This is a genomic window from Slackia heliotrinireducens DSM 20476, from assembly GCF_000023885.1.
Lineage (GTDB): Bacteria > Actinomycetota > Coriobacteriia > Coriobacteriales > Eggerthellaceae > Slackia > Slackia heliotrinireducens.
Map to the genome: position 1 here is coordinate 3,150,468 of NC_013165.1, position 14,571 is coordinate 3,165,038.

The 14,571-nt window shown below is 50.9% G+C and carries 13 protein-coding genes; 2 read left to right on the forward strand and 11 right to left on the reverse strand.

The window, feature by feature from the left end:
* A complete protein-coding gene (locus tag SHEL_RS13995; RefSeq protein WP_012799925.1) occupies positions 1 to 3,057 on the reverse strand; it encodes a helicase C-terminal domain-containing protein in 3,057 nt (1,018 codons plus the stop codon).
* 53 nt (positions 3,058 to 3,110) lie between these two features.
* Here SHEL_RS13995 and SHEL_RS14000 point away from each other — a divergent pair, with 53 nt between their 5' ends.
* The gene (locus tag SHEL_RS14000; protein WP_012799926.1) at positions 3,111 to 3,770 is read left to right on the forward strand and encodes a hypothetical protein; all 660 of its coding nucleotides are present in this window, start codon (positions 3,111 to 3,113) and stop codon (positions 3,768 to 3,770) included.
* Between the two features lie 3 nt (positions 3,771 to 3,773).
* Here SHEL_RS14000 and SHEL_RS14005 read toward each other — a convergent pair whose 3' ends face one another.
* The 10 genes from SHEL_RS14005 to rpmH all read right to left on the reverse strand — a co-directional run bounded on the left by SHEL_RS14005 (position 3,774) and on the right by rpmH (position 13,064).
* Complete coding sequence (locus tag SHEL_RS14005; protein ID WP_012799927.1) at positions 3,774 to 4,727, reverse strand: D-alanine--D-alanine ligase family protein; 954 nt, start codon at positions 4,725 to 4,727, stop codon at positions 3,774 to 3,776.
* A gap of 144 nt (positions 4,728 to 4,871) precedes the next feature.
* Complete coding sequence (gene rlmN / locus SHEL_RS14010) at positions 4,872 to 5,906, reverse strand: dual-specificity RNA methyltransferase RlmN (RefSeq protein ID WP_012799928.1); 1,035 nt, start codon at positions 5,904 to 5,906, stop codon at positions 4,872 to 4,874.
* A gap of 80 nt (positions 5,907 to 5,986) precedes the next feature.
* Positions 5,987 to 7,255, reverse strand: coding sequence for a ParB/RepB/Spo0J family partition protein (locus tag SHEL_RS14975; RefSeq protein ID WP_012799929.1), 1,269 nt, complete (start codon positions 7,253 to 7,255; stop codon positions 5,987 to 5,989).
* A complete protein-coding gene (locus SHEL_RS14020; RefSeq protein WP_012799930.1) occupies positions 7,248 to 8,294 on the reverse strand; it encodes a ParA family protein in 1,047 nt (348 codons plus the stop codon). The genes SHEL_RS14975 and SHEL_RS14020 overlap by 8 nt, the downstream gene beginning before the upstream one ends.
* Positions 8,295 to 8,777: 483 nt before the next feature.
* Positions 8,778 to 9,491: a 16S rRNA (guanine(527)-N(7))-methyltransferase RsmG gene (gene rsmG, locus SHEL_RS14025; protein WP_012799931.1), complete on the reverse strand. Its 714-nt coding sequence runs from the start codon at positions 9,489 to 9,491 to the stop codon at positions 8,778 to 8,780.
* Positions 9,492 to 10,889: 1,398 nt separating this feature from the next.
* Entirely contained in the window at positions 10,890 to 11,456 is a 567-nt protein-coding gene (locus tag SHEL_RS14030) for a Jag family protein (protein WP_012799932.1), read from the reverse strand.
* 38 nt (positions 11,457 to 11,494) lie between these two features.
* Positions 11,495 to 12,268, reverse strand: coding sequence for a YidC/Oxa1 family membrane protein insertase (locus SHEL_RS14035; RefSeq protein WP_012799933.1), 774 nt, complete (start codon positions 12,266 to 12,268; stop codon positions 11,495 to 11,497).
* 2 nt (positions 12,269 to 12,270) lie between these two features.
* Positions 12,271 to 12,534, reverse strand: coding sequence for a membrane protein insertion efficiency factor YidD (gene yidD, locus SHEL_RS14980; protein ID WP_083762398.1), 264 nt, complete (start codon positions 12,532 to 12,534; stop codon positions 12,271 to 12,273).
* A gap of 44 nt (positions 12,535 to 12,578) precedes the next feature.
* Positions 12,579 to 12,911 (reverse strand): ribonuclease P protein component, encoded by a 333-nt coding sequence (gene rnpA / locus SHEL_RS14985; RefSeq protein ID WP_083762399.1) that lies wholly within the window; start codon positions 12,909 to 12,911, stop codon positions 12,579 to 12,581.
* 18 nt (positions 12,912 to 12,929) lie between these two features.
* A complete protein-coding gene (gene rpmH / locus SHEL_RS14040) occupies positions 12,930 to 13,064 on the reverse strand; it encodes a 50S ribosomal protein L34 (protein WP_012799935.1) in 135 nt (44 codons plus the stop codon).
* A 716-nt stretch (positions 13,065 to 13,780) separates the two neighbouring features.
* Here rpmH and SHEL_RS14050 point away from each other — a divergent pair.
* Complete coding sequence (locus tag SHEL_RS14050) at positions 13,781 to 14,536, forward strand: ATP-binding protein (RefSeq protein ID WP_126513848.1); 756 nt, start codon at positions 13,781 to 13,783, stop codon at positions 14,534 to 14,536.
* The last annotated feature ends 35 nt before the right edge of the window (positions 14,537 to 14,571 follow it).

The following is a 14,571-nucleotide window of genomic DNA, read 5'->3' on the forward strand; positions in this document are numbered from 1 at the left end:
TTACTCCGCCTGTGTGCTTTCGTCCAGTAGGTGCTCAATCAACTCGTCGATGGAACACATGGTTATGTTCGTCGAAGGCAGCGAGTTGAGGAACGATTTGCCGTATCCTTTGGTCAGAAGCCTGCGGTCCGCCAGAATAAGCACACCTTCGTCGGTCGCGGTCCTGATCAGACGCCCAGCTGCCTGTTTCACCTCGATGACCGCCTTGGGCAGAACATAATGCGCCCACGCACTGCGGTCGCGGGCCGAACGCTCGCACGACAGAGGGTCGGACGGCTTCGCGAAAGGCAGTTTGGGGATAATCACACCGCGTAGCGTGGCGCCCGGCGCATCGAACCCCTCCCAAAAGCTTTTGAGCGCGAACAGCGACAGATGCTTGTCAGCCAAAAAGTCGTCGCGAAGTCCCTTGACGGACACTCCCCACTTCTGGCAGACCAGCCGCAGGTCGTTGGCTTTCAACTCGGGATTCACGGCGTCGAAGCATTGTTCCATCTCGCGGCGGTTCGTGAACAGAGTAAGCATGCTCCCTTGCTGCGCCAGATGCGCGCGAAGCAGCATATCCTGAAGCCGCGCCATATAACGGGCGTTGTTGGGCTCGGGCATGTCGTTCAGCACAAACACCCGCATATGGTGATTGTAGTCGTAGCTCGAACCCAGCAGGCACTCCTTCGAGCGCGACGCTTCGGACGCATTCAGCCCCAATGCCTGGTTGAACGCCTGGAAATCGTCGCTGATCGAAATGGTGGCGCTGGCATATACCACGCTTTGCGTACGTTCGTAAAGCGTTTCGTCCAGCTCTTGACCAATGTCAACGATCTGAGCCTCCAGAGATTCTGCCACGCGCTCCGGCTTGCGGCACACACGGGCGGAATACACATAGCGAAGGTCCGCGGGACCAAGGATGGTCTCGCACGCCTGCAGCATGTTTTTCGCATCAATCACGATGCTGGCAATTTCACGCTGGTTCTCAGCTACGCCGTCCATATCGTCCAAGAACGCGATAATCTCGTTGCCACTGCTGATCAGTTTCTCAGCCGCGTCGACAAAATCTCTTCCGTACCCCTGCAATCCCTTGAACTCGGGCGTAAGGCGAATATCGTCGTTGATCCACACCTCGAAGGTGTCATAATTCTTGTTGTTTTCTTTCGGTGCGACCTTCACCAGGTCCTTCATACGTTTGGCCAGAATCTCTGCCTTCTCGCCGAAGTCGCGCCCACGCTTTTTGGCCTTCTCGGTCAGCGAGTAGAACAATGTGGACGCCTCAGGCTGCGTTCCGGAATCGACAGGCTTGCGACGCTCCAGGCGCACGAATGCGTTGCGCTTGGCATCTTCGGTTGTCAGACGGCCGGCCAACCGAAGCATCTCCTGCGCGTCCAGATTGATGGCCAACGCCTTGCGGGCCTCAGCTTCGGCACCGTGGGCCTCATCCACAATCCAGAATTTCGCATGGGGCAGAAGATTTCCGTCCGCAGCCAAATCCCGGAAGAACAAAGCGTGATTCGTCACCACCACATGGGCATGCTCCGCTTGCCGGCGCGCACCATGTACGAAGCAATAGGTCCCGAAGAACGGGCAGCGCTTGCGCAGGCATTCGCGAGACGAAGTGGTGATAGCATACCTGGGCAGTGTACGGTAATCAAGTTTTAATGCATCAATATCGTCATATTCGGTCTGCTCAATATATGACAAGATAGCAGCAATGGATGTCGCCTGCGAATACTGCTGACCGGCGATTTCAACCATGTGCGCACCATCGGACACTACATGAGAAATGCGGCGTAGGCATGGGTAATGGCTGAACCCCTTTAAGGCAACATGCTTCAGCTCGCCGGCACCTTCGGCCTCAAGAGCCTTCGCCAGCATGGGAAGCTCCTTGTACACAAGCTGATCGAGCAACGCATTGGTCTTGGTTGCGATGCCAATAGGAATGTTGTTGCGAAGAGCCGTAACCGCAGCCGGAACAAGATACGCCATGGACTTGCCGACGCCCGTGCCAGCCTCAACCACCAGGTTGTTGCTGGTAGAGAACGCGCTCAGAACCTCTTCTGCCATGATCTTCTGCTCGATGCGCGGCTCGTAGTTCTCATACATGCTGCCGATGAGACCGTCCACAGAAAAGGCTTGGTCTATCTCGGTTACAGAAGGGAACTCCAAGTGTCTCGGTCCGTCATCCGCAAGCGGAGTTGTGTTGCGGGCCAGCGCCGGATTCATCCCCGCAGCAACGATGTCGATAGGTTCGGGCGCGGGCTTTTCTGAAGACCGGTTCTTCCCCCTGAAGCGAGAGGATCTCATTCCCCGTACAGTGAACGGGTAATGAACCCGCTTCTGATTGGTTCGCTCGGCTTCAGCTTCAAGCATTGCCTGCTGCAAGTTGGAGATATTCTCGAACACAACACCGGTAGGCCATTCTTCCCTTGGTGCCAGATTCGCTATGTATTCCACCAAATCCGGCGGCATGGTCGCAACCGCCGAAAGGAGAATGCGATACACAGCACACAGCGCCTCAACATCAGCGTCGGCACGGTGTGTGGAAATAGGCGCGTCGAAGGCATGAACCAGATCGATAAGCCTATGGGATTTCATACGCGGCAGCGCAATACGGGCCAATGCCAGGGAATCCACCCATATGTTGCGGTTCAGGCACTCCCCCGATTCCGATTTCGTACAGAAATGCTTGTCGAAATCGGCGTTATGAGCAACGACATACGCGTCGCCAATGAATTCAGCCAGCAGAGCGCGAGCCTCGTCTGGCGTTGGAGCATCAACCACATCTTCGTCATGGATATTGGTCAAGCGGACAATCTCATCCGGAATGGGCTTACCGGGGTTAACGAAGGTAACGAACCAATCGGTAATCTCACCGCATTCCATACGGGCCGCCGCAATCTGGGTCAGCTCGTCGTGGTTGTACGACAAACCAGTGGTCTCAGTATCCAAAACCACAAGGTTACGGTCGAGCATGCCGAAGTCGGCCAACTCGGTATATTCCTTTAGCGCAGCGTACCGCCCGAGGATATCCTCAGGAGTACCATCAGTGATATAGTCGTTCAAAGTCATGTTCGTATCGTAACCTTCTTTCGACTGTTCACGCCTGTCATGAAAGGATTCCCATGACATCGCTAAACGCCCGTGATGTGTATTTTGGCACGTATCTGAAGTTCTTTACAGATGGAAAAAAATACGGAGCCGCCCTTTCAGGACCGGACAACGCTATCGGTGATATAGGAACCATCGAATGGGATCAGGATGCCAACGGCAGGCAGCAGGCCTGGCTAATAAACCCGTACAGCATACGGGTCGGTCACTTCTCCCCCGCCGACTCTTACAACCTTGCCGTGTATCAGGCGAAGGGTTGGACCATACGGTATGTTCTCAGCTTTGTAGCTTTGACGGTCGGTAAATCCAAAAACGACTATTGGGGCGAAGTTGCTCTAATCGCATACAACCCGAGGCACGAAGATGAAATTGGTGCGTTCCTCAAAACCTTCTCTAAGCGTATGGGCGAAGGATTCCGACCTAACCCCGATCTAGACTCCGATTCTCTGGAGCGGGCCATCGCTGACCCTACCAGCTGGACTACAACTCAGAAAATCGCACTTCCGAAATTCGGCAGCGATACCATGATAGTGAAAGACCATCGTACCTTACATGACAAGCTCCTCGACAAAGCGAGGAGCCGTAATCTTGGATGTTATATTATCAGCTGGGCTTTTATCGCCCTTCTGGTGCTGGCCGCCATTTACGTCCTGCATCTTCTGGGGCTCTTTTAGCCTTTACTCAAGAGCCAATGCAATCAGCTTTTCGCAGAGTTGTTGGAAATCCATACCTGCAACCTTTGCTGCATCCGGAACCAACGACGTGCCCGTCATACCAGGAATCGTATTGGTTTCAAGCACCCAACAGGTGTCATCGGCGTCGACAATGATGTCTGTCCTGGACACACCACGGCAACCGAGCACCATATGCGCCGCAACAGCCATCTCCTGAGCGTTCTCCGTCACATCGCGCGAAACCGGAGCCGGACACAGGTGACGGCTTCCGCCGGCAGCATACTTGGCATGGTAGTTATAGAACTCGTCCTCGGTCGGGACAATTTGAATAACAGGTAGTGCCTCAGCATCGTCGTTGCCAATAACGCCAACGGTCAACTCAGTACCGCTGATGAACTGCTCCACCATAGCTTCGACATCCACAGCCAACGCCGTCTTGATGGCTTCTGCAATGTCGGCCGCATCACGCACGATGGTCATACCAAGCGAGCTGCCTTCGGTGGTCGGCTTGACAACGCACGGGATTCCGCAGGTCTCGACAATATCCGAAATCAAATTCTCATCCAGAATATCGTCTTCGCTGATGGTCATCGAAGCTGCAACTCGCAGACCAGCCTGTGCGTAGGCGTCCTTCGCCTTGGATTTGTTGATGGCAACCGAACTGGCATTGATTCCAGATCCTGTATACGGGATACCAACGGTCTCCAGGAATCCCTGGATGGTTCCGTCTTCCCCACCGCGACCATGAAGTGCCAGGAACGCAACGTCAAAAGGCTCGTCGATCAAGCGCTTCAAATCTGCCTTTTCTGCCGTATCCAGCAGCGTGACCTCGAAACCCGATGCTTCCAGGGCTTCGGCGCACGCTTTGCCAGAGTTGAGCGAAACTTCGCGTTCGCCACTCTTGCCGCCACACAGAACGGCGACATTGTATTCAGAAGGATTTCCTGAGTATCCCATGTTTGTATTCCTCTTCCATACAACCGTGAACTGCGGTTTGTTCATCTCGTCAGCTGCTATGCCAGCATGTTCGATAAACTATACCGTAAAGGCATTGCATAAAGCGTGCGCATCATCAGAACACACCGAAGCAGTACTTTGACGCTACTGTTTTCTTTTATTCTTAAGCTGTCCGCAAGCACCATCAATATCGGCACCTCGGGAATCCCTTAAGGTTGCTTCAGTACCGGAAGCATTCAAAACATTAAGGAACTTCTGCGTCTGCTTTTTGGAACTCGGTTGCCAAGGGGAACCTTCAATATTGTTCAAAGGAATCAGATTTACATGGCAGAGCAGGTCGTCGCAGAAATCAACCAAAGCATCCAGATGGTCATCGTCGTCGTTATACCCGTTAATCATAATATATTCGAGCGTCGCCCTACGGCCGGTTCGCTTCACATAGGTCTGCAGCGCTGATTTTAGGCGGAAGAGCGGCTGGTTTGCTACTTTCGGCATCAACTCGTCACGGGTTTCCTGAATGGCGGAATGCAACGATACAGCCAAAGTGAACTGCTCCTTCTCACGAGAGAAATCATCAATGCCTTTAAGAATGCCACAGGTAGAAATGGTTATATGACGTGCACCGATACCACGACCATCTTTGCTGTTCGCAAACCTGAGAGCAGCCATGACGTTGTCATAATTCAAAAGCGGCTCGCCCTGCCCCATACCAACCAGATTACTGACGCGCCGATTCATATCCTTTTCCGCAATGATAATCTGATCGAGCATTTCGCCAGGCAGCAGATTACGAGTAAACCCTTCTTTACCAGTAGCGCAGAACGAGCATGCCATCGGACATCCAACCTGGGTGGAGAAACAAACGGTCATACGGTCTTCGTAAGGCATAGCGACCATCTCAACGGCGGCGCCGTCGTAGAATTGAACTACGTATTTTCGGGTACCATCTTTGGATACTTGCTTATCTATGATTTCCGCCGTACGAAGGGGTGCTTTTTCGCTCAATTCCTGTCGCAGAGCCTTTGACAGGTTAGTCATTTCATCATAAGTCGATGCACCACGACCATATATCCATTGCACCAGCTGCTTGGCCCTAAATGCTGGTTGTTCCATTTCGGCCAGCAAATCGACAATCTGCTGTTGGGAGAGTGCTTTGATGCCCGACTGGGACACATCCATGCTTCAAACTCCTTCATATACAAAGGAGCGATGCTGCTCTAACACCGCTCCTTCGATAGACGTGTAATTCTAACCGTCAGCTATTCGCCGTCCTGATTCATGATTTCAAGAATGCGTTTGAGTTCAGCCTCGTCTTTAAACTCGATTTCAATCTTATTCTTACCATTGGCATTGCTCTTCACGCGCACTTTTGTGCCGAAAGCCTTAGTCAAAACTTTTGCTGTAGATTTGAAAACCGCAGGTACAGGAACTTTAGTCTTCAAGGTGTTAGTCTTCTGGCGACCTGCATACAAACGAGCAAGGTTTTCAGCTTCGCGAACTGAAAGCTTTTCTGATTTCAGCTTGTCAGTCAGCTTCTTTTTACCTTCGTCAGAGGGGATGGACAGAATAGCGCGTGCATGACCGGCAGTGATCTTATCCTCATACAGCATTTCCTGCGCATCTTCGGGAAGCTCAAGCAAACGTAAGGCATTTGCAATGGTGGAACGGCCTTTAGATACAGCAGCGGCAACCTCAGATTGTGTCTTATTGCCGCGCTCCATCATGCGCTTATAGCCATAAGCTTCCTCAATGGGATTCAAGTCACTACGTTGGAGGTTCTCGATAAGGGCGAGCTCCAGAGCCTTGTCATCGTCGGCCTTAATGATGCGGACAGGTACTTTCTTCAACCCTGCACGCTGTGCTGCCTGCCAACGACGCTCACCAGCGATGATCTGATACTTGTCACCCATTTTACGAACCAGGATAGGCTGGAGCAGGCCATCTTTCTTGATAGAAGAAGACAGCTCGTCCAGCTCTTCATTCCGAAACGCCGTACGAGGCTGACTTGGATTCGGTTCAATACGGTCGACAGCAATTTCGTCAGAAGGCTCTTTAGGTTCTTCTTTTTTAACTTCTTTTTTAACTTCTTTTTTTACGGGCGCTTCTTTCGCGGGAGCAGGCTTTGCTGCAACCATAGCAGGTTTTTCCTCCTGCGGTTTAGCTTCTGCAGTCGCTTTCTGCTCATGGGCGGCACTCTCTCGCGCAAGGTTCAGCAAATCATCAGTGGTGATATGCTTTTCTTCATGCTTAACAGGAGCAGGAGTGGAAGCAGCACCAGTGTTTTTAGCTTTGATACCGCTTTCGTTCTGCAACGTCTCGCGCTCTTCTTCAAGAAAATCATTCTCGCTTATTACCTGACGCGCTGGGGCTGCGGGTGCCGAGACCGGTGCAGGCTTAACTTCGTTCTTAGGCTCCTCTTTCGTCTTAATAGGCTCTGCAGCTCGACGCTCCGCCGGAGCGGGGGAGTCATAGCTTCCCATCAAGGATCCGAGACCACGTCCGAGTCCACGTTTTTGTTGCTTAGCCACGACGAATCACCTCTTGTGCCAAAGTTTTATATGCAAGTGCGCCCTTGCCATTCGGGTCGTATTGAGTAATGGGCATTCCATAACTCGGAGCCTCAGAAATCTTTACGGTACGGGGAATTTCCACTTCAAACACAGTCTTGGGGAAATACTTGCGAACCTCGCTGGCAACCTGCTTCGACAATGTCGTTCGACGGTCGGACATGGTAAGCAGCACTCCGAAGATATCCAAACTCGGATTGAGGTAGTTCTTCACGCGCTTCATGGAGTCGAGCAGCTTCGTAACGCCCTCCAACGCATAGAACTCGCACTGGATAGGGATAAGAAGCTTATCCGCAGCAACAAGAGCATTCACAGTAAGAAGACCCAAAGACGGCGGGCAATCGATAAAAATGTAATCATACTTGCCGCGCATTTCACCAATGGCTTCCTTCAGTCGTACCTCACGGGCCATCATCGACACCAGCTCGACTTCCGCTCCGGCCAGGTTGATGGTCGAAGGAGCAATATCCAAACCATCGCACACGTCAGGAATAATCACATCGGTAATGGGGCGCTCGCTAACGATAACATCGTAGATGCATGCTTCGAGCTGACCTTTGTCAATTCCAAGACCGCTGGTTGCATTGCCCTGGGGGTCAAGATCGACCAGTAGAACCTGTTTGCCGAGTTCTCCCAATGCAGCAGAAAGGTTGATAGCCGTCGTGGATTTACCCACGCCGCCTTTCTGGTTGAGGATTGCAATAATCTTCGTCGTTCCGATAGCATGCTTAACAGGCTTCTTATCTGCATACTTCTTGATCGGCTGAGCGACGAACCCCTCTTCCTCGTCAAATGTTTCACGTGAAACATCACGTTCCACGACCTCGGCGTCCTCGATGGAAGCAGCGATGGTTACATCCTGCTCTTCCTCAATCTCTTCCAGGTTCGCAGCAGGAGAGGGGACCTCTTCCTTTATCTTCTCTTCTTCTTTTGCTTGTTCCTGTTGGGAATTGTGCGATTGTTGTTTCGACGCGCGGCGCCAACTATCGAATAGTCCCACAAGCCCTCCTTTGCTACATTTCTATTTTTCGTTCTGAGGACGCATACATATGTCGTTTCACGGGTGAATCAAGAGTGTTTCACGTGAAACATCTTTGCTTCAAGTCATTATACATACCGTGTTGTCGAATGGAATGGCGGCCGATACTTTTTCGTCGGATATTGCGTAAGTTCCACTATTCGGTTTGAAGATGGAATAGAAGACAACTGTCCACGCTCAGAAAATTCCCCTCCGGCACCCCATACTGCACCACACTCGCCACGTGTTTTGCCAAAAATTCTTGATACAGGAATTTTTGGCAAAACAATACTTCAGACCAGTCGCTTGCACTTGTGGAAATTACCTTGTTGAAAATATTAACTTTTGACTTCTTTATCCAGCTGTTTTCCACCATGTATATATAGGTAGGAAAACCAACCTGAAAGAGAAATGGCAGACTCTGTGATGGAGTCTGCCATTTCTGAAAACCTGCAGTGAAGAATACTATCGTCTGGGTTTCAAAGGTTCCTTCTGCGCCAACCCTATTCTCCTTGGGAGCTTGATCTTCGGATTCGAAACCTTCTCGAAAACCAATATGGTTCGTCGCGACCCGTCACTCAGTTGGTACTCCTTCTTTTCGACCAGTTTCATGCCGACGAGATTTTGGATATCCAACCCAGCTTTGATTTCTTCTTCGGTAGGCTGGCCTTTGTAGCAGACAAACCTGCCATGCTTTTTCAGAAGGGGAGAAACGAGTTCGAGAAGGGATGCAAGCGATGAGACAGCCCGAGCGGTTACTACAGCGAATTTCCCAGGCATGTCCTTTGCGAGATCCTCCACACGTCCGGGATACCCTTCGATGTTTGCATTAAGACCCAAACCATCAACCACACCCATGAGGGCTTTGACTTTCTTTTGGACGGAATCCACTAGAAGCGTGTCCCGATTCGTCATAATGGCAACAGGCACGCCAGGGAAACCGCCACCGGTTCCGATATCGGCGTACCTACCTTGCGGAGCATCGTTGATAAAAGGCAATCCTGCAAGACTATCTTCTATATGGAGGATGAGAGCACTTTCGTATGTATCAATCCTTGTGAGATTCATTGTCTTATTTACTTTTAGAATCGCATCCAGATCAGCCAACAACAGCTGTTCCTGTGATTCCGAGATTTCGATGTCATAATGCTCATGCATCGTTGTAGCGAGGTTGCCCACATTGGTCCTTTCGATTATTTGCTTGCGTCCACTTTACCAACTCCTGCTGTTTAAGACCATCGGATTCATACGACGAATACCCGAACTTTCGCTGTCGTATCGAAATGGGTGGGGAACTGAACGAATGCAATGCCTAACAAAGAGGCGATTGGGGCAATGGAATCTATTTCGAACTCCGGGTATCCGAAAAGAATATTTCTCAACACTTAGGATGTCAGTATCCGGGATGGCTATTTTGAATAAGGAAGGGCATATCCTTCATGCACTCAACCATGGACTATGGATGCATTTCAATTCAGAACCTTCCTGAAAGACGCCTTAGGCATAATCGTCACAAACGCCTCTCGGTGGCGGAATGGAAAGACCATCGGCAGAGAACCTACCTGAATCGAGAGAAGAAACAATGCGCTTAAGAATGCTTGGCTCGATTCCGGTGAGCATAAATTACTACCTTTACGAATGGCCACAACATACGTGCCTTAAGCCCCGAAGACACAGACTCCACCTTTGTCGAGAGGTCTTAATCAGACAGTTTGAACGGAAACGAACTCTTAAGTTTGGAGGAATACGCTCGTAGACACCATGACAGCTTCGGCATCAAAGGAATTCCTTCAGATACAAGCCATTGATTTGACTCGATGGAGTTCAAAGAGGTTGGAAACGATCGGGACGACGGGATACGTTCATCCTTCGGAATGAAATCCACCCGGAACCGTGGGCTGTATACATTACTTCGCAACACATCGAATTAGTTATTGGGTACCGAGCAGATCCAAACGTGCCTGCCAATGGATTTTAAAATGAGGGAGGTTCCGTATCCGCAAGAACAGATAGGAGAGCATAGACACCGTAATGCGATACGAATATCGACCCCAAATCCAGTTCCAGTCTCTCGTTACGACAGAGCATTTGATAGCAACGACGTCTCCGCCGGCAGATAAAGACAGTGAATTAGATAGATGCCAACTGAAATAACCGCCCAAATCGCATCCAAGGTAACCAAGTAGGAATAGAGCGCTCCCAACAGACGCAAGCCCCAGCATTGAAGCAATCAAGGAGTATGGAGGAGACACCTCAAAGGCAACCTCAATACAAGAGCCTACGCCACAGTCATTAGCCACTTTGGTCATCTTTAAGAGAGTTTAGAGAATGTCTGCATCCCAAGGAGGTAGGGCAGCGAAAAGATGATGCTACCACGACTCACCAGTCCACCCCAGGCGCATGCGTCCCGCGTGCAGTTCCGCACGACGCGAAATGTCAAGTGGACGTTTCGCCAAAGCAGGACTGTTTGAGCACGGGGCGCATGCGCCTGGGGTAGACGTCAGGGATGGATTAATCGCAAGCAAAAAAAGAAGAGCCCGAAGGCTCTTCTTACAGATCAGGTATGCAATGAGAAGCTTACTGAGGGATGACCACAACGTGGCGAGCGCTTCCTTCACCTTCGGAGGCGGTTTCCACACGGCTGTCGTTGCGGAGCGCAATATGGACGATGCGGCGCTCATACGGGGTCATAGGACGCAGCTTCACAACCTTGCCTTGGGAAGCTGCACGGTTGGCCGAAGCACGGGCCACGCCCTCAAGCTTCTGACGCTGACGGTTCTTATAGCCTTCGACGTCTACCACCACGGGATAACGGAAACCGAGTTCGCGGGTAGTGATGGCGGAAATGATGAACTGCAGAGCATCCAGAGTCTTGCCATGGCGGCCAATCAGGATAGCCAAGTTGTCTCCGGTGATATCCAGGATCAGCTCACGCTCGTCGCCTTCGTACTCGTCGATGGTAACTTCGCCCACATCGAAGTATTTCAAGATGCCCTGCAAGGCATCGATGGCGACATCTGCCACATGGTCGAGTTCTTCCTCGGTCAGTTCGACCTGATTGCCGTAACTTGGCTTAGCGTCTTCGACGACCTCCATGTCGTCCTCAATCTCTTCAGGCGCTTCGATGATATCTTCTTCAGACATAATCGTTCTTCCTATCTATATAGAGTAATGATTACCAATTAACGCTTCTTGGTCGGACGCTTCTTCTTCACCTTGCGCTCGACGTCGACTTCCACCGGCTTGTACTCGATGGGCTTTGCAGCCTCAGCTGCTTCATCCTGAGAACGCAAGATGCGCTGGGTAATCTGCTGCTGGGCAATGCCGATGATGGAAGATGCACCCCAGAAGAGCAAAACGCCGGCAGGGGAGGACCAAGAAATCCAAAGCATCATCAGCGTCATCATACCGCCCATGATGAGCATCTGGTTACGCTGGGCAGAATCGCTCTTCATGTTCTGCAGCATCATAGGAACGAAGGTTGCGAATGCGAAGACCAGCATCAGGACCAGATACGGCAGGAAGTCGCCGAAGCCGACGGCCCACATGTCTTTCGGGGTTTTGGTAAGGTCTTCGACGATGGTGTAGAAGGTGTAAACCTCACCGGTGCCGTGGCTTGCCAGTTCCCTCAGCGTCTGGAACATGGCTATGAAAATAGGCATCTGCAGGAACATAGGCAAGCAGCCTGCAAGTGGGTTGAAATGCGTCTCGGCGTACAGCTTCTGCATTTCCTCCTGCATGCGCGCCTGATCGTTCGCATACTTCGTCTGGATTTCCTGCATCAGGGGCTGAACCTTCTGCATTTGGTAGCTCGACTTGATCTGCGAATGCATGATGGGCGAGACAATCACACGGAAAATCACCGTGATGATAATGATTGCAAGACCCCAGTCTCCGCAGACGTTCGCAAAGAATTGGATACAGTCGAATATCCAATCTTTAAATGCTTCCCACATTATCAATTCCCTTCACTATCTTTTTCAGGCACAGGGTCATATCCGCCCTCGTGCCAAGGATGACACCTGGAAATGCGTTTGATGGTGAGCCAAGAACCTTTGAGAAAACCGAACCGTTTGATGGCAATGATTCCGTATTGAGAGCAGGTGGGGGTGTATCGGCAGCAAGAAGGAAACAATGGAGAAATGGCAGCACGATAGAAGCGAATCAAAAGAATCGCCAAGTTCGCAGGCATCTTCTTTAAAGATGCAACAACGTCAGCCATGCTGTATCACCTAATAACCGCCCGGAGCATTATCGCGAAGCAGTTTATTGAATACCGACCTTCGCCAAGGCCTTCTTGCATGCGTTACACATTTCCTCGTGGTTTGCAGTAAGCACCCGATTACGTGCCAGGAATGCTACGTCATAACCAGGCCAAGGGCCGCCGAGATCGGAAATAAGGGCTCTCATACGGCGCTTTGCCCGATTGCGGGTTACTGCGTTTCCGAGTTTTTTACCCGCCATTACACAAGTACGACCACGAGGATGGTCGTACTGCGAACGTTCAATCAAGAATATGGTGACATACGGTGTGACCGCCTTCTTGCCGTCGGTAAAAAAACGAGACACCTCAACGGACGATTTGACCGTCGATTTCACCTTTGAAACCGATCTTGACTACACGGTCAGGCGCTTGCGGCCCTTTGCACGACGAGCGGCGAGAACGGCACGGCCGCCCTTGGTAGCCATACGGGCACGGAAGCCATGGGTCTTGGCGCGATGACGCTTGTTAGGCTGATACGTACGCTTCATATCTATCTCTCCCTTTCATGGTAGGAATACGCAATTCTTGAGAATAGCCGTCTGATTATATCTCGCTCAAGGGAAAAGTAAAGACTAATTCTTAAGTATTCCTCAACTCTTACAAGCCCCTCATATGGGGTTTTGTTTTTCCAACACCAGAAAGGATATTCACAAGAAGCATTGTGGAAAAGGTGGAAAACCCAGCATTTATTCGGGAGTCCTCTGTGGACAACTTCCTTGTGGAAAGTGGATTTCGGAAATTTTCAGACGCGGCGGAAAACATCTTCGGAATCTTCTTATTTTATTTTCACGCTTTTGACCTGGTGTTTTATAAGTTTCCCCAGTTGATTGGGCTAGTGTATTTCCACCCTATGTTGAAAAAGAGAACATTTCCTCGTTTTTCACAATCGAACCCCTGCTGAACGCCTTGCTGCCATGTTTCACGTTCGATTTTTCCAATATTTCTTCCAGTTTTCCCCATTTGGTTTTCCATCTTTTCCAGAGTTTTCCACAATCGTTGAATAAAATGTGGATAACTTGGAAACACCGATGTGAAACAATGTGAAATATTCCGCCTTCCTCCCATTTCAGGTTGGAAGGCTTGGAATTTCCACGTAGAATATACGTTCCTTACGAGTGGAGTTGAAAAACGTGGAATTCCACCGGATGGAAAAGATGGAATTAATTTTCGTGGCGAGGGTGGAATTTTCCGGATGCCGGAAGAAATGGAACAAATCAGCGAACAGAGCGTAGCGGACGACTACTCCCGCGCGCTGACGTCTGCACGTATCGCTTGCTACGACGACTTCAGGAGCGCCCCCCGTATTACGGTGATCGAGCCCACCACTACGGCGGAGTTTATTGAGGCCCTGGCGTCCACCACCTACACGCAGGCCCAGATGGCAGGCGGAACCATTCCCTACACTGTCATCAGGGAAGTGAGCGAGAACTTCATCCACGCCCAGTTCAAGGAAATCATCGTCTCTATCTTCGACAAAGGCAAAACCATTCGTTTTTCAGATCAGGGACCAGGGATTTCCCAAAAAGACAAGGCTGTCATGCCTGGTTTTTCGTCCGCAACGGCGCCGATGAAACAATACATCCGCGGCGTCGGATCGGGTCTGCCCATCGTGCGCGAATACCTGTCGTTCTCCAACGGCCGCATCACCATAGAAGACAACCTCAAGTCGGGTGCCGTCATCACCATCAGCGTTGCCGAGGAGGAAACGCCCAAGCCGGCAGCAGTGCCGAAGAAGGACGTGCTTATACCTGAGCTCAACGGCAGGGAGAAGGACATCCTGTTCCTGCTGGCCCACGACGGAAGCCTTCGCCTAACAGATATAGTCAAGCGTTTGGATCTGAGCAACAGCACGGTGCATCGCTCGCTGGGCAAACTTGAGGAATACGGACTTATCGAATCCACCGGCCATATGAAGAGTTTGACCGAATTCGGCAAGGACGCTGTGGAAAAACTCTTTTAAACGGGGCATAACTCTGCAAAAATGTGGAAAAGTCT

What these genes read in the sequence shown, in the direction of transcription:
- SHEL_RS13995 (WP_012799925.1), bottom strand. Translation starts at nt 3,057, where the DNA reads ATGACTTTGAACGACTATATCACTGATGGTACTCCTGAGGATATCCTC.
- SHEL_RS14000 (WP_012799926.1), top strand. Translation starts at nt 3,111, where the DNA reads ATGACATCGCTAAACGCCCGTGATGTGTATTTTGGCACGTATCTGAAG.
- SHEL_RS14005 (WP_012799927.1), bottom strand. Translation starts at nt 4,727, where the DNA reads ATGGGATACTCAGGAAATCCTTCTGAATACAATGTCGCCGTTCTGTGT.
- rlmN (WP_012799928.1), bottom strand. Translation starts at nt 5,906, where the DNA reads ATGGATGTGTCCCAGTCGGGCATCAAAGCACTCTCCCAACAGCAGATT.
- SHEL_RS14030 (WP_012799932.1), bottom strand. Translation starts at nt 11,456, where the DNA reads ATGTCTGAAGAAGATATCATCGAAGCGCCTGAAGAGATTGAGGACGAC.
- SHEL_RS14035 (WP_012799933.1), bottom strand. Translation starts at nt 12,268, where the DNA reads ATGTGGGAAGCATTTAAAGATTGGATATTCGACTGTATCCAATTCTTT.
- yidD (WP_083762398.1), bottom strand. Translation starts at nt 12,534, where the DNA reads ATGGCTGACGTTGTTGCATCTTTAAAGAAGATGCCTGCGAACTTGGCG.
- rpmH (WP_012799935.1), bottom strand. Translation starts at nt 13,064, where the DNA reads ATGAAGCGTACGTATCAGCCTAACAAGCGTCATCGCGCCAAGACCCAT.
- SHEL_RS14050 (WP_126513848.1), top strand. Translation starts at nt 13,781, where the DNA reads ATGGAACAAATCAGCGAACAGAGCGTAGCGGACGACTACTCCCGCGCG.